This is a genomic window from Alteribacter salitolerans, assembly GCF_016901055.1.
Classification (GTDB): Bacteria; Bacillota; Bacilli; order Bacillales; family Salisediminibacteriaceae; genus Alteribacter; species Alteribacter keqinensis.
This window is the reverse complement of the sequence record NZ_JAFEUX010000003.1, coordinates 104,840-127,351: the sequence shown is the minus strand read 5'-3', so window position 1 is coordinate 127,351 and position 22,512 is coordinate 104,840. Positions and strand designations below refer to the sequence as shown.

At 44.0% G+C, this 22,512-nt stretch carries 21 protein-coding genes and 1 pseudogene; 9 read left to right on the top strand and 13 right to left on the bottom strand.

What is annotated here, in order from left to right:
* The first annotated feature begins 118 nt into the window (after window positions 1–118).
* Complete coding sequence (locus tag JSY36_RS06840; RefSeq protein WP_205166062.1) at window positions 119–727, top strand: 2OG-Fe(II) oxygenase; 609 nt, start codon at window positions 119–121, stop codon at window positions 725–727.
* 141 nt (window positions 728–868) lie between these two features.
* Here JSY36_RS06840 and JSY36_RS06835 read toward each other — a convergent pair whose 3' ends face one another.
* The 5 genes from JSY36_RS06835 to JSY36_RS06815 all read right to left on the bottom strand — a co-directional run bounded on the left by JSY36_RS06835 (window position 869) and on the right by JSY36_RS06815 (window position 5,413).
* Window positions 869–2,059 carry a class I SAM-dependent rRNA methyltransferase gene (locus JSY36_RS06835; protein WP_205165817.1) on the bottom strand — a complete coding sequence of 397 codons (1,191 nt, stop codon included), beginning with the start codon at window positions 2,057–2,059 and terminating at the stop codon, window positions 869–871.
* A 191-nt stretch (window positions 2,060–2,250) separates the two neighbouring features.
* On the bottom strand, window positions 2,251–2,625 hold the full coding sequence (locus JSY36_RS06830; RefSeq protein ID WP_122899831.1) for a hypothetical protein: 375 nt from the start codon (window positions 2,623–2,625) through the stop codon (window positions 2,251–2,253).
* A gap of 271 nt (window positions 2,626–2,896) precedes the next feature.
* Window positions 2,897–3,703, bottom strand: a complete 807-nt coding sequence (gene yidC, locus JSY36_RS06825; RefSeq protein ID WP_122899834.1) for a membrane protein insertase YidC — start codon at window positions 3,701–3,703, stop codon at window positions 2,897–2,899.
* Window positions 3,678–4,010 carry a hypothetical protein gene (locus JSY36_RS06820; protein ID WP_122899836.1) on the bottom strand — a complete coding sequence of 111 codons (333 nt, stop codon included), beginning with the start codon at window positions 4,008–4,010 and terminating at the stop codon, window positions 3,678–3,680. The genes yidC and JSY36_RS06820 overlap by 26 nt, the downstream gene beginning before the upstream one ends.
* Window positions 4,011–4,141: 131 nt before the next feature.
* Window positions 4,142–5,413 (bottom strand): DEAD/DEAH box helicase, encoded by a 1,272-nt coding sequence (locus tag JSY36_RS06815; RefSeq protein ID WP_205165816.1) that lies wholly within the window; start codon window positions 5,411–5,413, stop codon window positions 4,142–4,144.
* Window positions 5,414–5,546: 133 nt separating this feature from the next.
* Here JSY36_RS06815 and JSY36_RS06810 point away from each other — a divergent pair, with 133 nt between their 5' ends.
* Entirely contained in the window at window positions 5,547–5,753 is a 207-nt protein-coding gene (locus JSY36_RS06810; RefSeq protein WP_122899840.1) for a YwbE family protein, read from the top strand.
* Between the two features lie 125 nt (window positions 5,754–5,878).
* On the opposite strand, the gene JSY36_RS06805 is transcribed toward JSY36_RS06810, so the two are convergent.
* The gene (locus JSY36_RS06805; RefSeq protein WP_122900145.1) at window positions 5,879–6,532 is read right to left on the bottom strand and encodes a DNA-3-methyladenine glycosylase; all 654 of its coding nucleotides are present in this window, start codon (window positions 6,530–6,532) and stop codon (window positions 5,879–5,881) included.
* A gap of 67 nt (window positions 6,533–6,599) precedes the next feature.
* Between JSY36_RS06805 and JSY36_RS06800 the strand changes: the two genes are divergently transcribed.
* From JSY36_RS06800 to JSY36_RS06790, 3 genes are all read left to right on the top strand, one after another.
* Complete coding sequence (locus JSY36_RS06800) at window positions 6,600–7,322, top strand: DUF421 domain-containing protein (protein ID WP_205165815.1); 723 nt, start codon at window positions 6,600–6,602, stop codon at window positions 7,320–7,322.
* Window positions 7,323–7,598: 276 nt separating this feature from the next.
* Complete coding sequence (gene ilvE / locus JSY36_RS06795) at window positions 7,599–8,510, top strand: branched-chain-amino-acid transaminase (RefSeq protein ID WP_205165814.1); 912 nt, start codon at window positions 7,599–7,601, stop codon at window positions 8,508–8,510.
* A gap of 27 nt (window positions 8,511–8,537) precedes the next feature.
* Window positions 8,538–9,980 carry a carbon starvation CstA family protein gene (locus tag JSY36_RS06790; RefSeq protein ID WP_122899846.1) on the top strand — a complete coding sequence of 481 codons (1,443 nt, stop codon included), beginning with the start codon at window positions 8,538–8,540 and terminating at the stop codon, window positions 9,978–9,980.
* 32 nt (window positions 9,981–10,012) lie between these two features.
* Here JSY36_RS06790 and JSY36_RS06785 read toward each other — a convergent pair whose 3' ends face one another.
* The 6 genes from JSY36_RS06785 to JSY36_RS20425 all read right to left on the bottom strand — a co-directional run bounded on the left by JSY36_RS06785 (window position 10,013) and on the right by JSY36_RS20425 (window position 15,066).
* Window positions 10,013–10,285 carry a hypothetical protein gene (locus tag JSY36_RS06785; protein WP_205165813.1) on the bottom strand — a complete coding sequence of 91 codons (273 nt, stop codon included), beginning with the start codon at window positions 10,283–10,285 and terminating at the stop codon, window positions 10,013–10,015.
* A 50-nt stretch (window positions 10,286–10,335) separates the two neighbouring features.
* On the bottom strand, window positions 10,336–11,763 hold the full coding sequence (locus JSY36_RS06780; protein WP_205165812.1) for a M28 family peptidase: 1,428 nt from the start codon (window positions 11,761–11,763) through the stop codon (window positions 10,336–10,338).
* Between the two features lie 434 nt (window positions 11,764–12,197).
* The gene (locus tag JSY36_RS06775; RefSeq protein ID WP_205165811.1) at window positions 12,198–12,812 is read right to left on the bottom strand and encodes a hypothetical protein; all 615 of its coding nucleotides are present in this window, start codon (window positions 12,810–12,812) and stop codon (window positions 12,198–12,200) included.
* 12 nt (window positions 12,813–12,824) lie between these two features.
* Complete coding sequence (locus JSY36_RS06770; RefSeq protein WP_122899851.1) at window positions 12,825–14,012, bottom strand: ParM/StbA family protein; 1,188 nt, start codon at window positions 14,010–14,012, stop codon at window positions 12,825–12,827.
* 370 nt (window positions 14,013–14,382) lie between these two features.
* Complete coding sequence (locus JSY36_RS20820) at window positions 14,383–14,430, bottom strand: hypothetical protein (RefSeq protein ID WP_336511459.1); 48 nt, start codon at window positions 14,428–14,430, stop codon at window positions 14,383–14,385.
* 258 nt (window positions 14,431–14,688) lie between these two features.
* Window positions 14,689–15,066, bottom strand: coding sequence for a hypothetical protein (locus JSY36_RS20425; protein WP_236784647.1), 378 nt, complete (start codon window positions 15,064–15,066; stop codon window positions 14,689–14,691).
* Window positions 15,067–15,392: 326 nt separating this feature from the next.
* Between JSY36_RS20425 and JSY36_RS06760 the strand changes: the two are divergent.
* From JSY36_RS06760 to JSY36_RS06740, 4 genes and pseudogenes are all read left to right on the top strand, one after another.
* Window positions 15,393–16,534 (top strand): annotated as a pseudogene (locus tag JSY36_RS06760) (M14 family metallopeptidase).
* A gap of 357 nt (window positions 16,535–16,891) precedes the next feature.
* The gene (locus JSY36_RS06750; RefSeq protein ID WP_205165809.1) at window positions 16,892–17,983 is read left to right on the top strand and encodes a GerAB/ArcD/ProY family transporter; all 1,092 of its coding nucleotides are present in this window, start codon (window positions 16,892–16,894) and stop codon (window positions 17,981–17,983) included.
* A complete protein-coding gene (locus tag JSY36_RS06745; RefSeq protein ID WP_205165808.1) occupies window positions 17,980–19,485 on the top strand; it encodes a spore germination protein in 1,506 nt (501 codons plus the stop codon). The genes JSY36_RS06750 and JSY36_RS06745 overlap by 4 nt, the downstream gene beginning before the upstream one ends.
* A complete protein-coding gene (locus JSY36_RS06740) occupies window positions 19,482–20,651 on the top strand; it encodes a Ger(x)C family spore germination protein (protein ID WP_205165807.1) in 1,170 nt (389 codons plus the stop codon). Before JSY36_RS06745 ends, JSY36_RS06740 begins: the two co-directional genes overlap by 4 nt.
* A gap of 52 nt (window positions 20,652–20,703) precedes the next feature.
* Here the strand turns inward: JSY36_RS06740 and JSY36_RS06735 are convergent, their stop codons facing one another.
* Entirely contained in the window at window positions 20,704–22,380 is a 1,677-nt protein-coding gene (locus JSY36_RS06735; protein ID WP_205165806.1) for a glutamine--tRNA ligase/YqeY domain fusion protein, read from the bottom strand.
* Between the last annotated feature and the right edge of the window lie 132 nt (window positions 22,381–22,512).

The following is a 22,512-nucleotide window of genomic DNA, read 5'->3' as shown; positions in this document are numbered from 1 at the left end:
AAAGACACTTGATTCACCAAATTAAAAAGCCTTTTAATCACCGGTTCTGCTACACTAAAGAAAACGGATTCATATCCGTTAAGGAGGAACCTGGTTGAATCAAATTAAAGAGCAGTCGATGTTTTCTTATTCCGGAGGTTCACTGGAAGTGAACGGACGCCAAATGAACCTGAAACGACTTTCAGAAGAACCTGTTGTCGCTGTTTTTGAAAACGTCCTCGATGATGAGGAGTGCAACGCCATCATCGAATTGAGCCGCGGAGAACTGAAGCGGTCCAAAGTTGGCACCGATAAACAAGAACACGCTATGCGCACGAGCCGTGGCGCGTTTCTTGATAATCACCATTCACACGTTGTTTCCGAGGTAGAGAACCGCCTTTGCGCCATAATAGGCATGCCCCTCTCCCACGCCGAGAACCTGCACATTCTGCATTACCGGCCTGGTGAGGAATATAAAGCTCATATGGACTCCTTTACCAAACCTGATGTCAACAACCGGATTGCCACAATGGTTGTGTACTTAAATAACGTGGAAGAAGGCGGGGAAACACTATTCCCGAAGCTTGGTATTTCCATTCCGCCAAAACGTGGAACTGCTTTGTACTTTGAATACTTCTACAACGACCCTAAAATCAATGCACTCACCCTCCACGCAGGTTCACCGGTCATTTCCGGCGAAAAGTGGGCATCCACTCTCTGGGTTCGCCGTCAGAAATTTCGCACATAACAGTATAAAAAAGAGTGCCGGTCATTACGTCCGGCACTCTTTTTTATCGGGGGCATAGCTTCGGTTCATGTAAGTAAAGCTACCTTAGGGGCTTATTTTACATTATAAATACGATATAAAGAACAGCTTCCAACTTTATATCTACCTCTTCCTGACGAACACCACTTTCAGGTAGTTGCCTTGAGGAAACTTCGGATCAACAGCAAAGTCATGGGGTAATGTGAATTCTTCCAGGATGGCGTACTTATGTCCGGTTTCTTTAAACGCTTGATCAATAAACCCTTTAAACCTGGCCATCGGTACCTTCCCCGCATTCGTTGATGCTACAATGACACCATCTTTTTCAGTAATGGCAATGGATTGCTTTAACAAATCCTTGTAGTCCTTTTCCGCACTGAACGTTTTCTTTTTTGAACGGGCAAAGCTTGGAGGATCGAGAACAACCGTATCAAAAGACAGCCCTTTTTTTACTGCGTAATTGAAGTAATCAAACACGTCCTGGACGACGATCTTTTGCGCTTCGTAATCAATACCGTTAATGGCAAACTGCTCCACCGTCTTTTCATAACTCCGGTTGGCTAAATCCACGCTCGTCGTTTCTCTCGCTCCCCCCAAGGCCGCTGCCACGGAAAAAGCACCTGTGTAGGAAAATGTGTTAAGCACGGTTTTGCCTTCTGAATAGTGATCACGAATCGTCCGCCGAACGTCTCTTTGATCCAAAAAGACCCCGACCATTGCCCCTTCGTTTAAATAAACAGCGAACTGTATGCCGTTCTCCTTTATAATCAAAGGAAATTCACCACGTTCCCCTGTAACAAAATCATCGTCATCAATATATTTTCCGCCCGTGTTAAACCGTTTCTTCTCATAAATACCCTTAAAGTCCACTGTTCTTTCAAGAGCTTCAATCACTTCATCTTTAAAGGAATAAATCCCCTCGCTGTACCAATTGAGAAGAAGAAAACCGTCGAAGTAATCAATTGTCAGACCCCCAAGCCCGTCACCTTCCCCATTCACAAGGCGGAAAGCAGTCGTATCCGGGTTGTTGAAAAAAGACTTTCGCTTACTCCAGGCTTTTGCAAACTTCCGCTCAAAAAATTCCTGGTCGATCTGCTCCTTCTGTTTCTGCGTCAGCATCCAGCCGTAGCCTTTATTCTGCCGCCCGTAATAACCGCGCCCCAGAAAGCCTCCTCTTTCATCTTCAAGGGATACAATTGTTCCCTCTTCCTTCAGACTGTCCAGGTTGGTGATCGCTTCCTTAAAAATAAGCGGCTGTCCTTGTTTAAATTTATGGGAAAACTTCTGTTTTACTTTCAATGTCACTTCTGTCATTTGTTCATCCTCATTTCTTTAACCATTATGCTTCTATTCTTTCACGAAAAGAGGATGAAAACAAATACGGGAATGGGTTTTTCTTCAAGGCTCTGTTAAACTCAAATGTTGAATTATGATCACCGCACTCCGGGGTCTCCCCCTGCCGAAAGCTACAGGCAACACAAAAAAGACCCCCAAAGGAGAGCCTTCTATACTACCGCTTCTTTTTGCAGAAATGCCATCGCATCCTCATAGCTTGTAAAGTGATGCTCATTACTGTGGCTCGATTCTTTCGCCGTCCGTTTAAGCTGCATTTTTGCAATGGCACCGTTTACCACTACAGCTGCCTTTCCAAGGCCAGCTCCAATCAGCCACTGCTGGTGCTTAACGATTTCCTGCTGCGTTTCAGGTGTCCACACTTTCAGCTCAGCCATGTCTACCACCATATCGAAGCGTGATCCCAGCTGATCGATACATTCAGCCAGCTTATTATTTGCCTCCCCTACTTCACGCGGTTTGACAAGACCTGCCCATTTTAGATAAATAATGTGATTTTTTGTATCAACAATCTTAACATCCCACATTCCCCTTACCTCCAGACCAACAATTTTCTTTAAATCTTTTGATTTAATACCCTTTATATGGATTTTAAAAACCCGTTTTTAAAAATATGTCGAAAATTGACCTATTCTCTTTATATCACTGCAAACTCTTTACAAACCCTTCGAAGTTCTGCATAAACGATCTGAAAGTCTGCATAAAGTCACTAAAATTCTCCATAAATCCCCGAAAGTTCACCATAAAAAAACTCCGCCACAAAAAAGAGAAGCCCTCCGTATGGAGAGCCTCTTCAGTCTATACCGTTGTTGTTTCCGCTGTCTGCTTTTTACTGTTGTACATCGTTTTAAAGAGCAGTGTCTGGAAAATAAGCAGCAGACCGCTTACGGACCAGTAAAGGGGGAGAGCTGCCGCTACGTTGAACGAAAAGACTCCCATAATGATCGGTGTAACATAGCCGAGCATCGCCATTTGTTTTTGCTGCTGATCATCCATGCCGGACATGGAAACTCTGAATTGAATCAAGTAGACCCCCCCTGCAATAAAAGGGAGAATCATATCTGTTTGTCCAAGATTGAACCATAGAAAGCTGTGCTGAGCAATTTCCGGTGTCCGCATGATCGCATAGTAAAAACCAATCATAATCGGGAATTGAATCAGCATCGGCAGACACCCCATGGATGTGATCGGGTTAAAATTATGCTCCTTGTAAAGAGCCATCATCTCCTGCTGAAGCTTCTTCTGGTTCTCCGGATTCTTCCGGTCCTTGTATTTTTCCTGTATCTCTTTCATAGCCGGCTGAATGTGCGCCATTTTTTCCCTTGTTGTGCGTTGACCTTTATACTGCTTCATCATGAGCGGCATAAGTGCCAGACGGATCAGGAAGGTCATGAACACAAGGGACAGCCCGTAATTTCCTGCAAACATTCCTGCAAAGAATTTAATTAAAAACGAAAACGGCCATACGACGTAGTGGTTAAAAACCCCTGTCGTTTCCGCATTGATGGGCTCTGTGGAAGCTCCACAGCCCGCTAAAGTAACGAGTAATAAACCAAAAACAATCAAAAGCTGATACTTCCTAAGTGATGCAGATGTTTTCTCCATATTTATCCTCCTCGCTTTCATTCATCATTTCCAACGAGAAGGAAAAATAATCCGCATCATCTTCCGGTGCTTCTTTTCTTTTTACAATCCTGGTAATAAAGCTTTGGCGTTCTTCTTTACTCTCCACTGCTTCATCGTCGTCTAAACGCGCCCGTTGAAGCGAGCGGATCCTGCTGTTCGCCATATGGCGGTTCCGAACCATGCAGTCATGGGACAAATAGTTGACCCACTGGGCCCCGGCAAGCGCCACGAGTATACTGATCGAAATCAGAATCGGCACCAGATCATGATAATGCTCAAGAAACATCTGCATTCACCTCCTTTACACGCGCTGTAAAATATAGCTTCATCATCGTCTATTTTTGGGACAAAGTCAAAGGTAGGTTTTGGCACCCCTGTCACTTCTTTTCGACAAACACCTGAGTCCAGCCGGCTCCTTTACCGTCCCCGCCTCGATCCCTGACGTCCGCCTCGGCCTTCCCTTCCGTTTCTCTGCTTCGGCTTAGACCCTTTCCGGTTCCGGTCCTGCCAGGAATTTCTGCTTTTACTACGGTCACCACCCCGCGATGGACCGCTGTCGTGATTTTGATCCGCTGTGGCCTCAGATTGCACTTTTCGGATGCTGAAGCCAATTCCTTTTTCAATTAAATCAAGGTGCATTCTATCTTTTGGTGCCACGAGAGTCACAGCCAGTCCGTCATTTCCGGCGCGGCCTGTACGACCGATCCGGTGCACGTAGCTTTCCACGTCATGGGGAATGTCGTAATTATAAACATGGGTAACGCCTTCCACATCAAGCCCTCTCGCAGCTACATCAGTCGCAACAAGGAATTGAATCTTCATGTCACGAAAGCTTTTCATTACCTTTTCTCGCTTGGCCTGGGACAAATCACCATGAAGCTCGTCCGAATTGTAACCCCGCTCCTGAAGAGCCTCATTCAGTGCAGAAGCACGGCGCTTAGTCCGGCAGAACAAGATTGCAAGGAACGGCTGGTGTTCATCCAGCAGTCCCCGGAGTGCTGCCTGCTTTGCCCTGTCTGTTGTTTCAACCACGAGCTGGTCAATTTCCTCAACGGTAATTCGTGTTGCTGCAACTTTAATAAACGTGGACTTTTTCATATAGCGCTTTGTAAGATCCCTGATTTCCTTTGGCATGGTTGCCGAAAAGAGCGTCATCTGGCGCGTAACAGGCGTCTTGGCGATGATCTCTTCCACTTCATTTAAAAAGCCCATGTGAAGCATCTGATCCGCTTCATCAAGGACCAGCATGTCCACTTTATCAAGACGGATTGTGCCTCTTCGCAGATGGTCAAGAAGTCTTCCTGGTGTAGCAATAATTATATGGGTACCTTTATTTAATTTATGAAGCTGTTTCTCGATATCCTGTCCCCCGTAAACAGCCAGTATCTTCACCTCGGGCTCGCTTTCTGTAAGCTTGGACACTTCTTTTGTTATCTGTAGAGCCAATTCTCTCGTCGGAGCAAGGATCAGCCCCTGGGTATGGCTGGCTCCCGTATCGATTTTTTCAAGCATTGGCAGAACAAATGCCAGTGTTTTCCCCGTACCTGTCTGAGACTGGGCCACCACGTTTTCTCCTGATCGAAGCACGGGAATTGCCTGCTCCTGTATCGGTGTTGGTTCTATAATTCCAAGGGTTTCTAAAACCTTGTTCGTTTCTTCTTTTATTCCTAAATGTAAAAAGCCTTTCAATCTGTTTTCCTCCTAAGTTCTACTCGCATTTACTCATTATCCATCAGTGTATTATAACAGAAACCAACGTATCGGGTTTGATTGATTCATGATAAAATAAAGCACACTACGTTTTAAAGGAGTCTTCACTTATATGAACGGACAAAACCGCAAAGACATTAGGCCGGGGGCAAGTGTGAAAATTGTACTGAAGAAAGATCAGCGTACCGGCACACTCACTTCCGGGATCGTTAAAGATATTCTTACAAAGTCACCAAGCCACCCACACGGAATTAAGGTCCGCCTTCAGGACGGCCAGGTCGGAAGGGTAAAAGAGATTGTAAAAGACGAAGAGGCCTGACAGCCTGTTCGTTTTTTTATGACAAGTGTTATTTAAAGGATCTGTACCCGCTCATTCCGCACAATTCAGCACGTATAATTCAAAATGACCTTTAAATAGAAAATGAATGAATAGACACCTGCCCTTTAGCTGCTGATAAAGCCCTTTATGACCTTCACTTCTTTTCTCGGCTTCGACACAAACGGATTATCCTTTATCCAGAACCGCCACGGGTAGTCCCTTGCTTCCCCGCTGTTATCAATGCCCACTCTCGGACCTGTGGAGATATCAAACGTATCTCCATCGCCCTCTGAAATGAATAACGGATGGCCGTAAAACTGCCGACCATAGTCCTCCGGCGTTATTCCCAGGGCTTTTGTAAGCTTTCCGGGGCCGCTTGTAAGGTCATACAGCCGTTTGTTTTCCCCTCTGCGCCTATACATAAGACCGAGACCCTCTACAGGCTCAACCGCCCGGATGAGAACCGCTTCCGGCTCACCCTCGCCTCCGCTTACTACATTTACAAGGCAGTGAGTGTGCATCACATATGTATACACTGTACCCGGCCCGTGAAACATGGCTTCTGTCCGCTTCGTTCTCTTTCCTCCAAAGCTGTGAGCCGCCCTGTCATCAGGTCCTAAATAAGCTTCTGTTTCTACAATTCTGCCGGCACTGACTCCCTCCTCCGTGTTTTTCACAAGGATCTTTCCCAGTAATTCTTTTGCCAGATCAATCGTTGGTTTATGAAAAAATTTCTCGTCTATTGGTTTAAACAAAGCTCTGCCTCCCCACAAAAGCATCATATACTGCATAATTTACCCATAATAACGAACAGTAATGTTAGCTTTTTAGAAAGAGGTGAGCTACATGGAAACGGTAAGCGAAATTTTCCTGGTCCTCGGCAGAATCATCACGATCCTTCCTCTTCTCCTTCTCATCACACTGTTCATGGGACGAAGAGCAATAGGTGAACTTCCGGTATTTGATTTCCTGATCATTATAACCCTTGGCGCTGTAGTAGGAGCTGATATTGCCGACCCGAATATTAAACATCTTCCTACAGCAATCGCAATTGTTGCTATCGGCATTTTGCAACGGCTTGTTTCATCATGGAAAATAAAGAACCGCAAGATCGGGCGCTTTGCCACCTTTGAGCCTTTAATCGTTGTAAAAGACGGCAAGTTTATCCCGAAAAACCTAAAAAAAATCCGTTTTTCCATCGATAACATTCTTCAAATGCTCAGGGAAAAAGGGGTATTTGACCTTAGTGAAGTTGATACAGCTATTGTAGAAGCAAACGGGGCTGTCAGCGTGTTTAAAAAACCGGCCAAGCATCCTGTCACAAATGAGGATATGAATATATCAAAGTTGCATTCAAGCATATCGTATCCGTTAATTATTGAGGGGATTGTGTACCCTTCCGTGCTGGATAATCTGGAAATTCCCCGTAACTGGCTATCAAAAGAGTTGGAAAAACACGGAATTACCGGTACTGAAAACATCTTTTTCGCTTCTGTAAACGATCAGGCTGAACTCCATATTTCCTTAAAGAATGAAAGTACTGGAAGCTCTCCAACGATTCACCATTAAGGGGCAGAGTTTACATCATTTTTTATAAACGGCTCAATCCGGCTTGCTGCAAGCGTGTAAGCGCTTAGATAAAATCAGTTTAATAAAAATGTTCTGAATAATTTTTTTTTAGTGTTGACCTTCCTTTCGAACGGGCGTATTATTAGCTTTGTTATTTCAAAAGACGCAATAAACAGACTTTTCCTGACATTTTTCCAAGCAGCAGGAACGGTCTTTTTACAACCTTGCTTTTTATTAAAGTAAAGCGTCTCACCATGAAAGAAAGGAGTGGTTTACATGAGCAGTCAATGGATATTTCTCAGTGGCAGATTTGTAAAGAAGGAAGAAGCAACAGTATCAGTTTATGATCATGGATTTTTATATGGCGACGGGGTGTTCGAAGGAATTCGCGTTTACAGCGGAAACATCTTCAAACTTGAAGAACACTTGAATCGTTTATACGATTCAGCCCAGTCGATCATGTTGAACGTACCTTATTCAATGGAGGAGATGGCAGCGATTATTGTCGGCACCGTTCAAAAGAACGAGCTGGACAGCGCCTATATCCGCGTTGTTGTATCCAGAGGTCCCGGTAACCTCGGTCTCGACCCTTCACACTGCTCAAAACCACAAGTGGTTGTGATCGCTGAAGAACTTAATATGTTTCCAAAGGAATTATATGATAAAGGGCTTCGCGTCGGTTCAGTAGCCAGCAGGCGAAACCGTCCCGATGTACTGAGCCCGCAGGTAAAATCTTTAAACTATTTAAATAACATCCTCGTAAAAACGGAAGCCAATCAGGCAGGTGTGGATGAGGCACTGATGCTTAATGATCAGGGGTACGTAACAGAAGGCTCTGCCGATAATATCTTCATCGTAAAAAAAGGCACGATTTATACACCTCCTGTTTATCTGGGCGCATTGGAAGGCATCACCCGGAACGCCATCATTGATCTGGCAAAAGAGCATGGATATACGTTAGAGGAAAAGCCGTTCACCCGCCACGATGTATATGTGGCTGATGAAGTGTTCCTTACCGGCACAGCCGTCGAAGTCATTGCTGTCGTTGATGTGGACAGCCGTAAAATTGCCGATGGAAAGCCTGGAAAAGTAACAAAACATTTGCTTTCTAAATTCAGAGAGCTTGTGACGACCGACGGGGTCTCCTGCTATCCAGATGTCAAATTGGAAAAAGCTTACGCCGGGTAGCGCGGGCATCAAGGAGGGTCAGACACCATGATGACATTCATCGTTTCAATTTTACTGCTTGTTTTTGGTTATATGGTTTACTCAAAAGTGGTCGAGCGAATCTTCGGAATCAACGACCGGAACGAAACACCGGCATATAAAAGCCGTGACGGCATGGATTACGTCCCTATGAGCTGGTGGAAAGGCAGTTTGATTCAGCTGCTTAATATCGCAGGGCTTGGGCCTATTTTCGGGGCGATTCTCGGTGCCCTTTATGGGCCGGTAGCCTTTATCTGGATTGTAGTCGGCTGTCTGTTTGCAGGTGCGGTTCATGACTACTTTTCCGGAATGCTGTCACTTCGCCACAATGGCGAGCAGTATCCCACAATCGTAGGGCGGTATCTTGGAAAATACGTAAGAGTCTTTATTTATATTATTTCAATTATACTGATGATTTTAGTAGCAGCAGCTTTCACCGCTGGTCCGGCACAGTTGATCGCGGAGCTGACACCACTAAGTTTCCTTGCTGCTTTAGGGTTTATCTTTGCTTATTTCCTGATTGCAGCAGTCCTTCCGGTCAACAAAATTATCGGTAAGATTTATCCTGTTTTCGGCGCAATCCTTATCTTCATGGCAGTGGCTATTGCCGGTGCGCTGCTGTTTACAAATCAGCCGATACCAAATCTGACAATGACGAACCTGCATCCTGAATCGCTGCCGTTATGGCCGCTCTTAATGGTGACGATTTCCTGCGGTGCGATTTCCGGTTTTCACAGTACTCAAAGCCCGATTATTGCCCGGACAATAAAAAAGGAATCGGATGGACGTAAAGTATTTTACGGTGCCATGGTAGCCGAAGGAATTATCGCCCTCATCTGGGCAGCTGCAGGTATGACATTCTTCGGAAGCACAGTCGGACTGGAAAGTGCATTGGCAGCCGGAGGACCAGCAGGTGTAGTCAACGAGATCTCTACTTCCTTACTTGGAACGATCGGCGGTATCCTTGCTATTCTCGGTGTTATCATTCTTCCAATTACGACTGGTGATACAGCCCTTCGTTCATCACGAATGATGCTGACTGAGTTTTTAGGCAAGTCATTTAAAGGTATTTCCGGCAAAAAGAAAGTCGTATTTGCGACGATTCCGGTTACTGTCCCGGCTATTTATCTTGCTACAATCGACTACACATTCCTGTGGCGCTATGTAGGGTGGACAAACCAGGTTGTTGCTACGGTTATGCTCTGGACAGCAACGATGTATCTTCTTAAACATTTCAAGTTTCATTGGATCTGCGGCATACCCGCTATGTTTATGACGAGTGTCGTTTGTACGTACATTTTTTACGCACCGGAAGGTTTCGGTATGGCATACCAGCCTTCTCTCGCAATTGGCCTGACACTCACAAGCTTTGTTCTTGCCTGGTACATCAGACAGATTTACGTTCATAGAAAAGAAAAGCAGGAAGACAGCGCATCAAGCTTAGCTTCATAATTCTTTCAGAATAGGTTGACCTAAAAGGATTTTTAACTTTTTAGGTCAGCCTTTTTTACGGATAGGTTTCTGTTTTTTACACTTATCAGGAGGTATTCTACACTTAGCAGGAACTTTTTTACGCTTCTACCTTGTTTTTTTACACTTATTTTAACGGTTTTTACAGTTAGGCCAAAACACTTCATCCCTGCAAAAAAGTCATGGACGCATATGCTGCGGGTGCCTGTCACTCCCCGAACTTTGTCGTATTCATAGGTCTTTTTTCTATTTAAAATTTCAGCCGGCGGCCAAGTAATTTTCATCATAGTAAAAAACCGCCCGGTCAAAAACCAGGGCGGTTTAATACATTACGCTGTTACCTTGCTTCAGGCGCAGTTTGATCTTCGTTCAGGAGATAGGCACCTGATACAGTTGCTCTTCTGTTTTCCGACTTCCCTTTTCCAGGATGTTCTTTCCGGGCAAAGTCATAGATCGCTGCACCAATCAGCTGGCCGCCTTCCTGTAAGCGGCTCTCACTGATTTTATCAATCGTATCAAACGGGGTATGATACCACGGCTCGAGAGCAGCGGTTCCAGGCTCTCTTCTTATAAAGTTCGCAGCATCTATTCCAGCTTCATAGAAAGCGACATGATCGGAAGCCCCTCGTTCAAATAAAATAAGAGAATCATTCCCCAGCCTTTCTGCTGCGCCACTGGCAGACTGCCAAACCTGGTTCGGCGCTCCATCTACAACATTTACATACAGACTCGTTGCCGGCTCCCAGTTCGTGCCCACCATATCCAAGTTGAAGTTTGCCGCACTACGGGCAATCTCACCTTCACTCAGCTGGCTGACATAATAACGTGATCCTACAAGCCCGATTTCCTCTGCCCCCACAAAAACAAAGCGGATTTCTTTTTCTGTCGGATAAGGGGCCATAATTCTGGCCAGCTCAAGCACTACCCCTGTTCCCGATGCATTGTCGCTGGCACCAGGGGAGTAAGGAACACTGTCGTAATGGGCAGTTGCATACACAATTTCAGCATCGTTTGACTTTTTACCTTTAGGTTCTTTTACAGCAATGACATTTTGTGATACCTGATCGGTCACCTCGCTGATCGTAATGACAGCGGTCATGTTTTCCTCAAGAAGGCGTTCTCCATCGGCTTTCGTAATACCTACCACCGGAACATCGGCTTGGTTAGCTCCCAGGCTTGGTGTAGGCGGCACAAGGGCTTCTGCGTTATCAAAAATGATTACCCCGGCAGCCCCAGCCTCCTGGGCACGATTAACTTTATCCCAAAAAGGAATCTCTCCTCGTTGAATCAGCGCAATGTTTCCATCCACCTCTGCAGGAAAGTCACCTTCAAGACCTAAACCGGAGTAAACGATCTCCCCTAAGACCCCTTCTTCACCTGTTGAAGCAGAGCCTGGTGAAATCCGGATTGCAAACTCGTCCTCCCCGCTGATCAGCGTTCCTGAGAGACGGTTGGCAATATCAAACTCCTGGGTTGAAACGTCATACCCATACTCTTCTAACTGATCCTGGATGTAGGCAGCGGTTTCTTTTTCCTCCTCTGTTCCTGCCACCCTTGGACCGATCTCTTCAGTAAGATAATAAATATGATCCATCACACGATCTGTATCAAACCTCTGGGTAATTCTTTTGTCAAAGGCCGATCCTGATTCACCCGGCGCCTCCGCATAGACAGTCTGCCCTGAACCCAGTGAACTTCCGCTGAACCCCATCGGCACAGTTAACACCATTAATGAAGCTAAAAAAGCAACAAGACCTTTCTTCATATACACCCTCCTGTTCAACATTTAGAAATCCGAAATAGTAATCTACTATTCTAGTTTCGGTGAACAGGATAAACTTGCCAATAGACCAAATTTCCTTAAATTTTGAAAATTCAAACACAATAACAGTCTATCTGCCCATGACCGCGGTAGGGAATGACATTGTGGCTAGCTCCTATTAATGAATCTACGCACAATCTATTGTTATTACGGATAGCTTTCGTTTTTTTACACTTATTCACTTATATTCTACGTTTAGACCGAAATACTCCATCTCCACAAAAAAAAGAGCCATGGACGCATATTCTGCTCCATGGCTGGTTGGTTCGTTGGTGCCTGTCACTCCCCGAATTTTGTCGTATTCATAGGTCTTTTTCTATCCTGGTGTGGAAAAGTCCTATGGTTTCGACAGGATCCGGGTGGTGACAGGCACCCGCTTAACGATTCATCCGGTCCAGAAATCCTCCGAGCAAATCATCTGCATCTTCCTCTTCAGGCTCTTTCTCCGTTTCTGATGAAGAAGCCTGCTCTGCCTGTGCTTGCCCCCAGTCAAAGTTGTCCAGCTGGTCATCAAATTCGGATTTATTCATACGGTTTGAGTGCTCCTCAGATTGATTTGAACTTTCTTCTGCAGGCATTTGACTGTATGAATGCTCAAAACGCTGTGACGGTCCTTCCTGAAGGTAGAGAGCCTCGTCTATATCCAGCGAACTGCTGTTAAGAGAAGCCAGCACTGACGAAGCTCTCATCGGGTCTGCAAGCAGCTGATAGACGATATTACCGAGAAGGGCTTCGGAATGGGCATGTTTAATCCAGTTCCGCTGTTCTTTGCTCAACCCTTTCGGCAAGGGGATCGTAATCGTTTCCCGTTCTTTCTGAAGCGACTGGCTAACCCCTTCAAGCGCGAACTGTGCAATCTTGCTTGAAAAATTTCTTTTCTCTGTTTCTTTCAACTCTTGTAACTGTTTTATTAGATGGTCAGGTGTATCGGAAGGCAGCCGAAAAGTAATCGCCTGCCCTCTTTCTATTCCGCTTGTCCCCTTTTTAGCCATGGAATCACCCGGTTAGTTTTTTACTGCTTTTTTCTCTTCTTTGCCCTTTTTCTCTTCCGCTTTTTGCTGCTTACGAACAGAGTCTGAGATGAGTTTATAGTAAGCATTGGCCATCATCCAGATGCTTTCCTTTTCATCTTCAAAGAAGTCGATGTTGTAACCATCAAGATTGTTGTTAAGTGTTTTCAGGTAATCCTTCAGTACCATTGCGCCTCCGCCGACAAAATAGCAGATCTCTGTCTGAGAGTTTTTCGCCCATACATTACGAAGATGGCGGTACTGCTTTTTAGCCAGTTCAACAAGAATGCGGTCTGTAATATCGTGAACGCTTGTGCGGCTTCCTTTTACCATAATGTGATTACGGTCGTTTTTCTTCGTCAGAATATCCACCACATCACGGCGGCTGTCCAATTCTACCCCGTGCTTGGAGCGGATCTCTTCGCGAATTTGTTCAAGAGATTCGGATACACCGATGTTAAATCCTTGTGCTTTGTCGTCGTCAACGTTGCGATTACGAATCACAGCAATATCTGTGGATAGTCCGCCAATGTCCTGAATAAGAATCTGCTTGTCTATCAAGTCACGATTGATAATGTTTAAGTCTTTGTCCATTACAAGATTAATGTAAGCAGCAAACCCTTCAGGATAAACTTTTACTTCATCAAACTTGATGTTTACTTTAATCCCTTGATATTTAGGCGTTACTAAAAACTCCACCTGGTGAACAGAACTTAAAAGCTGCGAACGGTAGCCTACGTCTTTTCCTTCTTTTACTTCACGTAAAGGCAGCCCTGTCCCAAGCGTGTAGTTTGCTTCAACTACGTTGTTATTCTTTTTGAAACGATCTTTATTTTGATCATTTACAGCATCAAGAGCTAATGATGCAAAAAGCATGACGAGTGTCTGGTCTTCCTCAGATTTACTGCTTCCCGGGTCAAGTTCAGTAGCATTGTCTGCTTTTGTTGCAAGATTTCCAACACGGTAAATAACGTTATTTTCTGCCAGCGCAGGTGAGTGAACACGAATATGGATGCCGTCCAATGGATCTTTTTCATCCAGTTCTTCGATGCCAATAACAGGACGATCTTCAACATCTCTTGCAATGACGTTTGGTATGTAGTATTCAGCATCCGCCTTCCCAAATAATGCTTTAACGGAGTCGTTCCCCACATCAACTGCAGCAATTCTTGATTTACTCAATTTCATCATCCCTTCATAAAAATAAATAGAGTTATAAGGTAAAAAATAGTAACTTGTACCATTTATATTAAAGAGTATAGCAGGTTACTTGAAACGTCAATGATCCTTTAGTTGTATTCATTTTTGTACACTTGTGCACAAAAGTGTATACAAGTGTACAAACCCGTATACACCTTGAAATGACAACATGTACACAATTTTGTATACTTGTAAATATATTTGTATACACGCTGTGTACTTTTTGTTTACTTGTATACAAAATTGTATACATTACTTCTGTGGGGAGTAAGCCTCCTCTCGAACTTACGTTAATTGGAAATAAAGTCTTCTGTTTATCACCGTATTTGGTTTAGGCAAGAACTATCTTCAATTATGACTGGCATTCCGGACAAAAATAAAATCGTCTTGAACTGGCAATAATCTTACTGATTTCAGTACCGCATATACGACAAGACTGATCTTCACGGTAAAAACCCCATGACGATAATTCCCTATGGTAAGGCCTTTATGCTTGAGCTTTTTAACGAGATCCAAATATGTCGTAATCCCACCTGTATCGTAGGAATGTGTCATTAAATCGATGACTGCATGTGATGCAGTCCTTAACTGCAAGTCTGTCCAGTCCTTAGGTCGAAAAGAGGGAGGAATCTTTGGGCAGAAAGGATTTTACTCGCAATTAATTACCAATTCCCGCAATAAAAGCCTGGTCCAAAAGAAGCCCCGACCACCGTCGAGCGACGAAGGATTTTGAGCAAAAACGATGATAAAGATCCACGGTTGCAACTTTTTCGCTTAATATATCAGGACCTGCCCTGCTTACAAAAGGATGAGCGGGAACCTCTTCATCTCGTAAAACGTCAATATCGGAGGCACTGTAAAGCAATGCCGATTTCTTTTCATTGTGAATAGCGAGTCGAAGCTGGCGATTTGTTCTTGGGTATTGATAAGCGTTGCTAATCATCCATTTACCGTAGAGCTGGTTATGAGAATAGATGGTATAGCCATTATCAAACCTTATAAGCATTGCCTTGCCCTTAGTATCTACCGGTCTCACCCGTGCACCTCTAAGAACAATTTTCATAGACTTGAAGAGCCTCGAAAGAGAAGGAAATATCCAACACCGGAGAGGGAGTAAGAGCCACACGAACGGGAGCAATTCTGATTTCCGGACCTTCAGGCATTTGTATACCTCCCTGCGTCTACTCTCTTTGTTCTTGTTATTCTTACCTATTTTTTAAAAAAAGTAATAATAAAACAGATAGGAAAGGCTATCGAATTAAGATAAAGGTATGCAATTCTCTGCTTGCCCTCCTTTTAGGTTTTATATAGAGTCGCGAGAGGTAGAGCGGAAAATAGAACCCTATTAGGAGGTGTCTGTTTATGCTTCACTATTTTTCAGATACTTACGAGCATTCCAGAATGAGATTCAGAGAGAGTCTGTCGAACATAAAGGAATTCTGGCCACAGGCCGGACTCCACTCCTACCCCATCGGTAATAAAGAAGACAATACGATTGATGTTATTAAATCTGAAGCCATAGAACGTAATGAAAATGTTGTATTCATTACTACAGGAGAACACGGCATTGAAGGATATACAGGGGCAGCTGCTCTTCAAATGTTTTTCGAAGAGTATCTGCACAAGCTGAACCCTGAAACGACAGGTGTCTACTTTGTTCACGGCATAAACCCTTGGGGGATGAGACATTGGCGGAGAGTTACCGAAAACAACATTGATTTGAACCGCAACTATATTCGAGACTGGTTAAACCATCCTGCAACATTTAACGAAGACTATAAAAAAAACGCGGACTTATATAACCCTGCAGGTGAAATTGACGATTTGACTAAGCAAAATACGAAAATTCATTCAAAATTGCTTAAAAACCTGATAAAAGAAGGCTATAAAGGCGTGAAAAGTGCCAAATCCAAGGGACAGTACCAGTTTGAAAAAGGTGTTTACTACGGTGGAGCCGGTTACGAGGATTCCAGTAAAGTTATGATGGACATTCAGGATGAGGTCCTTAGACACTTCGAGCATATTGTCCACGTAGACCTTCATACAGGACTTGGACCAACGCAGGAGCTGACTTACGTCATATCCGCCTATGACGACCGCAGTGAGCCGGAAGTAAGTGATTTTTATGGCATAAAGAATGTTCAAAAGAACGGCAAGGAAGACGGTGTAGGAGAATCAAACAATTCTTTTACAGGAGAGCGATGGAATATTACCCGGAGCGCTCCCTTATTACCGGCCTGTTTGAAATTGGAACAATGGGTGAAGGAATGGACGACCAGCTGAATGTAATGAAAGCAGTCATAAATGAAAACCAGCTCTATTGGTATGGAGCGGAAAAAGAAAAAGACGCACAGAGGATTTTTGATTCGTTCAGAGACTTATACTACCCTAAAGAAAAAGAATGGAAGGAATCTGCGATCATCAGACTTAGAGAAGGATTTGAGAACCTCCTCTCAAAAGAAAACCTCCTGAAAGGAACATCGACTCGATCCTCCTCACTTTAGTTATTCACATGTGAATAACCACATTGCACAGCAACAGGCTGTCCCAAAAGGCCAACAACCTCAGGGACAGCCTGCTGTATGTTTATACAGACATACTCCTTCTATCGGGAACATAACCAACTGCTCTTCGCTTAGGGTAAATATATTTCGTTAGACTCCAATTCTGTTTTCTTCAAAAACCCCTCTTTTCCTACAGACCATGATGACTACTCCCCAATAAACCTTAAAATCCCAGACTTACAGGTACATTTACACCATTTGACCTCTTTCATTGGTTAACAGCTTTTATTCCAAAATATGCATATTTGTGTACTTACAGTAGATGCTACAAGTAATAACACTAAATGGGGTCTAACCATGCATGGAAAAAATGAACGAATAAATGTTTTTCATACCCTGGCTCTTTTCATCACTTCAATAGGGCTTCTAAACCACGTCATTATTCTTCCGCCATTAGTAGAAACCGCAGGAAGAGACGGTTGGATATCAATAATCCTTGCAAACGCTATTGCACTCCTGTGGGTGTATATTATTGTCTTTATAAATAAAAAGAGCAATCAAAAGAATATATACAAATGGTTAATTGATCATGCCGGCAGTGTCACAGCAAATATCGTGGTATTCGTCCTTATCCTCTTTTTACTTTCCCTCGCAGCTGTCACTCTGAATGACCTGGTCACCTGGACAAAAGTTTCGTATTTACCGGAGACACCGAAGCTCATCCTTGTAATCACTTACATCCTATTGTGCTTCTGCACAGCTGTTACCAACATCCGGACATTGGCGATTTTAAACATTCTCCTGTTGCCAATCATCATTATATTTGGCATTTTTGTCGCATCTGTTAATATACCGGTGAAAGATTACTCCTTATTAACCCCTGTATTGGAACATGGCTTCCAGCCAGTCATTCGGGGAATGATTTATCCAGGCGCAGGACTGGCAGAGCTTTTTCTCCTCCTTCTAATCCAGCACCGTGTAAAATTCCGTTATAAATATTGGCAAGTGGCATTGATCGTCATTTTATTAGGCGGTCTCTCCTTTGGCCCCCTCACCGGGGGTATCGCTGCATTCGGTGTAGAGCAGATGAAGCAGCTTCGTTTCCCTGCCTATCAGCAATGGGGCCTTGTAACGATGGGCCGCTATATTGAACACGTGGATTTTCTCTCTATTTACCAATGGCTTTCAGGGGCGTTTATTAGGATTTCGCTGATGTTGTTTATTGTCGTGGACCTGCTCGACATAAAACCTGGTAAGAACCGGGTAATCGGGCTTGCTTTTCTCTCTGTGATTATTGTTTGTTCCCTCTATTTACCTTTTTCAGATATGCAGTTTATAAAGTTTATGCAGACATACTTCCTTCCTTTCTCGCTGGCTTTTTTGTTTTGCAGTTCCCTGCTCCTGCTCATGATTACCCTGATTAAAACGAAAGGAGGTGCCAAGAAATGATTTTTTTCAAAAAAAGAAAAAAAACGCAACCTGAGAACAAAACAAATCCGACCCTTCCTCATGAAAATGATCATGCTGTGTCGGAGGAAAAACTCAGAAAAGCATTTAAGCATTGCAGCGATGTTGTAGTGGAAGATTATCAATTTAATGAACAGCCTTCTTCCCAGGTCCTGTTAATCTATACAAAAGGACTTACAAATCTCGAATTACTGAACAAAACCGTTATTCCTACCATTGAAACCCACCTATTAAATGAAAAAAGCCTGGAGACATACAGGAAAAACTCAACGTTTAAAAGGATAACCGGCATGAATCAGGTTATAGACAGTGCGTTTAACGGTGATCTAATCCTTTTTGAGAAAAACAGCGGAGAAGTCTACACGATCGAAATCTCACAACGCCCCCAACGCCGTCCAGAGCAGCCCAACAATGAAATATCTGTAGTGGGGCCAAGAGACGGCTTTATTGAGGAACTTGACATAAACCTTGCACTCGTTCGCAAAAGGCTTAAAACAACTTCCTTGTCATGTGAAATGTTTGTTATTGGAGAAAGAAGTCAAACAAAAGTCGCCCTCCTGTACATGAAGGATATAGCGAGACCTCAAATGATCGAACACATTCGTAAGTCTCTTGAAGAAATCGAAACTGACGCTATTTTAAACTCTCAACAGCTTGAAGAATTGCTTACTGAATCCTCTTTCAGACTGTTTCCTATGTATCAGAATTCCGGAAGACCTGACTACGTGTGTGACGCATTGCTGAGGGGAAGATTCGTGATGTTTATTAACGGTATTCCCCAGGCTGTTGTGGCACCTGTGACCATCACCTTATTCTTAAAAACAGCTGAAGATGCAGAGTACAGCTGGCATTACAACAGTCTCGAGAGGGTGCTGAGAATTGCAGGTCTGTCGGTGGCCACTTTTCTTCCTGGATTTTGGGTTGCCTTATCGGCCTTTCATCAGGACCAGGTTCCGTTTATTTTATTGGCAAGTGTCGCTGAAACGCGGCAGGGAGTCCCTTTACCGACAGCTTTGGAAGCCTTCGTTCTTGTTAGCCTCTTTGAATTATTCCGCGAAGCCGGACTGCGCCTTCCCCTGGCTATTGGGCAAATACTCGCCGTTGTAGGTGGGTTAATTATAGGGGATGCTGCGATTAATGCAGGCCTGACCAACCCTGCCATGGTTGTTATCGTAGCCACTTCTGCAGTAGCTACCTTTACTCTCGTCAGCCAGGCATTGCAGGGAACAATAACCATTTTGCGTTTCTTTGTTCTGCTAAGTTCCGCTGCGCTGGGCCTGTTCGGCTTTTTTATCAGTGCCTTTTTTATCCTGCTGTATGTGAGTAATCTGCGCTCCTATTCAATTCCGTATATGGCACCACTTGGACCTTTCAGGGCGAGAGAATGGCTATCAAGTATTTTAAGAATTCCCAGGAAAATACAGACGAAAAGACCTGCTATTCTCCATACGGATGATGATGAAAGGCAGGGAAAATCACAATGAAGCTGAGAATCATCACAAACGTTCTTCTCCTCTGCCTCTCTTGTCTCACACTGGGGGGATGCTGGGATTCAAAAGAACTGGAAGGACAGTACTACATCCACTCCATTGGTGTAGATTATGTAGATGAAAAATATGTTGTCTATGGACAGATTATTAACTTTGCCGGAGGGGGGGAAGATGGGGACAGTGGAGGAACTATTGGTAACCAGCATGAAAATGTGAGTATTGCCAAAGGAACAGGGGAGTCGGTGGTGGCAGCAATTCATAATTTATACGTGTCAACACAACGGAGAATTTATTGGGGGCACCTTTCTTCCGTTGTCTTTCATGAACGGGTAATGGGGGAAGCCTTTAAAAATGTACTCGATGACTTTTCCAGGTACTATGAAATCAGGCCCACCCTATGGATGTTTATTACTTCAGACCCTGTAAACGAAATTTTAGGAACCTTCCCTGTTATGCAGACAAGCATTCTCTACTCTTTTTTAGGCGAACCTGGCGAAAGTTATGAGCAAAGTTCACGGGTCCAACCTATTCGTAAAAGTCGTTTTGAAGCTGAACTGTACGAACCGGGAAGAACTGTCAGCCTCCCGTCTGTCAACATCGTCCGAAAAAAATGGTACGACCCGCTGGATTACGGAAATAACCTCAGCTTAAACAAGGCAGGCTTTCTAACAAAAGATTCCTACAAAGGCAGTCTTGCAGGAGCAGACATTAACGGGTTGGTTTATATTGATGATGAAGCCGGAAGAAATGCGACTATTCTTCGTAAGAATGACAGGCCTGTTGTCACAGAGATTGTTACTGATCCTAAACTAAAAGTAGTGCCTGAGATTACCGGTGATTCTGTTGCTTTTTCCATTGAATTGGCTGTGACAGCAACGGTTATCGAGATTACGGAAGAGGTAGACGAACAGTTCCTGATTGAAAACACCGAAAAAGTGGTGGAAGGCCATATCAGACGTACGTTTGAAAAAGGTGTCGAAATAGGTGCCGATATCTACAACCTATCACACAGCCTGTATAGAAAAGACCCTGAAAAATGGAGAGAATTCACAAACGAGGCAGGAGAACTCGAACTTACAAAGGATTTGCTGACAGAAATTAACGCTGAAGCCACGATCATTCATTCAGGTGCGGAAAAGCTTCACCTGAATAAGAAATGAAAGAAGCCTGTCTCCTAAAGAAATCATTTAGGACACAGGCTTTTATTAACAATTATTTTTTAAACTTAAATGAGCTTTTCAGAGAAACAATCCGGTTAAATACCGGCTTTTCTTCGGTTGTGTGCTTCGGATCAACATTAAAATAGCCGTGTCGGAAAAACTGGAACTTATCCTGAGCTTTTACATCGTTCATATTTGACTCCACAAACCCTTGAAGCACTTCAAGAGAGTTGGGATTCACAAGGTCCATAAATGTTTTCTCTTCCGCTCCTTCAAGTTCCTCTTCGTCCTCCAAATCAAGGATAAGGCTGTCGTAAAGCCTGAATTCAGCAGGCTTCGAGTCGTTGGCATCGACCCAGTGAATCGTTCCTTTGACTTTACGTCCTGTAAAGCCTGAACCACTCTTCGTTTCAGGGTCGTACGTACAGTGAAGCTCAACAACATTTCCTTCTTCGTCTTTAACGAAATCCTCGCACTTAATGAAGTAAGCATGTTTCAGGCGCACTTCATTACCCGGATAAAGGCGGTGGTACTTTTTAGGAGGGTCTTCCATAAAGTCCTCCTGCTCGATGTAAATCTCACGGGAGAATGGAATCTGACGGGTTCCCATCTCGGGGTTTTCCGGATTGATCTCCGCTTCGAGCATCTCGCTTTCTCCTTCAGGGTAGTTCGTAATAACCACTTTCAACGGACGGATTACGCTCATTGTACGTGGAGCTTTTAATTTCAGGTCTTCACGAATGTAATGCTCGAGCATTTGTACATCTACAGCACCATTCCCCTTTGAGACACCGGTTTCGTAAATGAATTCCCGAATGGCTTCAGGTGTAAATCCGCGGCGGCGAAGGCCGGAAATCGTCGGTAGACGGGGATCATCCCACCCGTCGACAACATTCTCGTCCACAAGCTGCTTCAATTTTCGCTTACTCATAACTGTATTTGTCAAATTCAAACGGCCAAACTCAATTTGCTGCGGCTGAACCGGCATATCTGTATTTTCAACGACCCAGTTGTATAACGGCCGCTGTTCTTCAAATTCTGTTGTACAAATTGAGTGGGTTACCCCTTCAATCGCATCCTCCAGAGGATGGGCAAATGCATACATCGGATAGATACACCACTGATCCCCCGTGTTATGGTGCGTTGTATGTGAAATACGGTATAATACCGGATCCCGCATATTCATGTTTCCGGACGACATATCAATCTTGGCGCGCAGGACCTTTTCCCCGTTCCCGAACCTGCCTTCCTTCATTTGTTCAAATAATTCCAGGTTCTCTTCTACGCTTCGGGATCGTGAAGGGCTTTCTTTTCCCGGCTCTGTGAGTGTACCACGGTATTCACGGATCTCATCAATAGAGAGGTCTTCTACATAAGCGAGACCTTTCCTGATCAGAACAATCGCCCGCTCATACATTTCCTCAAAGTAGTCGGAGGCGAAGTGCAAGCCGTCCCAGTCGAATCCAAGCCACTTTACGTCTTCCTTAATTGCGTCAACGTATTCCTGATCTTCTTTTAGCGGATTCGTGTCATCGAACCTGAGATTCGTCTTACCCTTAAATTCATCTGCAAGTCCGAAATTCAGGGCAATCGACTTCGCGTGTCCGATATGTAAGTAACCATTTGGCTCCGGCGGGAAGCGTGTGATAATGTCATTATGCTTCCCGGATCGCAAGTCTTCCTGCATGATTGTCTTTATAAAATTGGATGAATTATCCTTATTCTCCATAGCATTCAACCTCTCTATCGCTTCTTTTGAAGGTACGTAAGATACCTCTACTATGTACTTATAGTAACATGTTTAAACGTCAAGATATAGATTACGGCATAAGCTGTACCGGGTAAAAAACAGGAACGATCT

Bases quoted from the DNA above. Each gene is read 5' to 3' on its own strand.
- JSY36_RS06840 (WP_205166062.1), top strand. From the start codon at position 119: ATGTTTTCTTATTCCGGAGGTTCACTGGAAGTGAACGGACGCCAAATG.
- JSY36_RS06835 (WP_205165817.1), bottom strand. From the start codon at position 2,059: ATGACAGAAGTGACATTGAAAGTAAAACAGAAGTTTTCCCATAAATTT.
- JSY36_RS06830 (WP_122899831.1), bottom strand. From the start codon at position 2,625: ATGTGGGATGTTAAGATTGTTGATACAAAAAATCACATTATTTATCTA.
- yidC (WP_122899834.1), bottom strand. From the start codon at position 3,703: ATGGAGAAAACATCTGCATCACTTAGGAAGTATCAGCTTTTGATTGTT.
- JSY36_RS06820 (WP_122899836.1), bottom strand. From the start codon at position 4,010: ATGTTTCTTGAGCATTATCATGATCTGGTGCCGATTCTGATTTCGATC.
- JSY36_RS06810 (WP_122899840.1), top strand. From the start codon at position 5,547: ATGAACGGACAAAACCGCAAAGACATTAGGCCGGGGGCAAGTGTGAAA.
- JSY36_RS06805 (WP_122900145.1), bottom strand. From the start codon at position 6,532: ATGCTTTTGTGGGGAGGCAGAGCTTTGTTTAAACCAATAGACGAGAAA.
- JSY36_RS06800 (WP_205165815.1), top strand. From the start codon at position 6,600: ATGGAAACGGTAAGCGAAATTTTCCTGGTCCTCGGCAGAATCATCACG.
- ilvE (WP_205165814.1), top strand. From the start codon at position 7,599: ATGAGCAGTCAATGGATATTTCTCAGTGGCAGATTTGTAAAGAAGGAA.
- JSY36_RS06790 (WP_122899846.1), top strand. From the start codon at position 8,538: ATGATGACATTCATCGTTTCAATTTTACTGCTTGTTTTTGGTTATATG.
- JSY36_RS06785 (WP_205165813.1), bottom strand. From the start codon at position 10,285: ATGATGAAAATTACTTGGCCGCCGGCTGAAATTTTAAATAGAAAAAAG.
- JSY36_RS06780 (WP_205165812.1), bottom strand. From the start codon at position 11,763: ATGAAGAAAGGTCTTGTTGCTTTTTTAGCTTCATTAATGGTGTTAACT.
- JSY36_RS06775 (WP_205165811.1), bottom strand. From the start codon at position 12,812: ATGGCTAAAAAGGGGACAAGCGGAATAGAAAGAGGGCAGGCGATTACT.
- JSY36_RS06750 (WP_205165809.1), top strand. From the start codon at position 16,892: ATGCATGGAAAAAATGAACGAATAAATGTTTTTCATACCCTGGCTCTT.
- JSY36_RS06745 (WP_205165808.1), top strand. From the start codon at position 17,980: ATGATTTTTTTCAAAAAAAGAAAAAAAACGCAACCTGAGAACAAAACA.
- JSY36_RS06740 (WP_205165807.1), top strand. From the start codon at position 19,482: ATGAAGCTGAGAATCATCACAAACGTTCTTCTCCTCTGCCTCTCTTGT.
- JSY36_RS06735 (WP_205165806.1), bottom strand. From the start codon at position 22,380: ATGGAGAATAAGGATAATTCATCCAATTTTATAAAGACAATCATGCAG.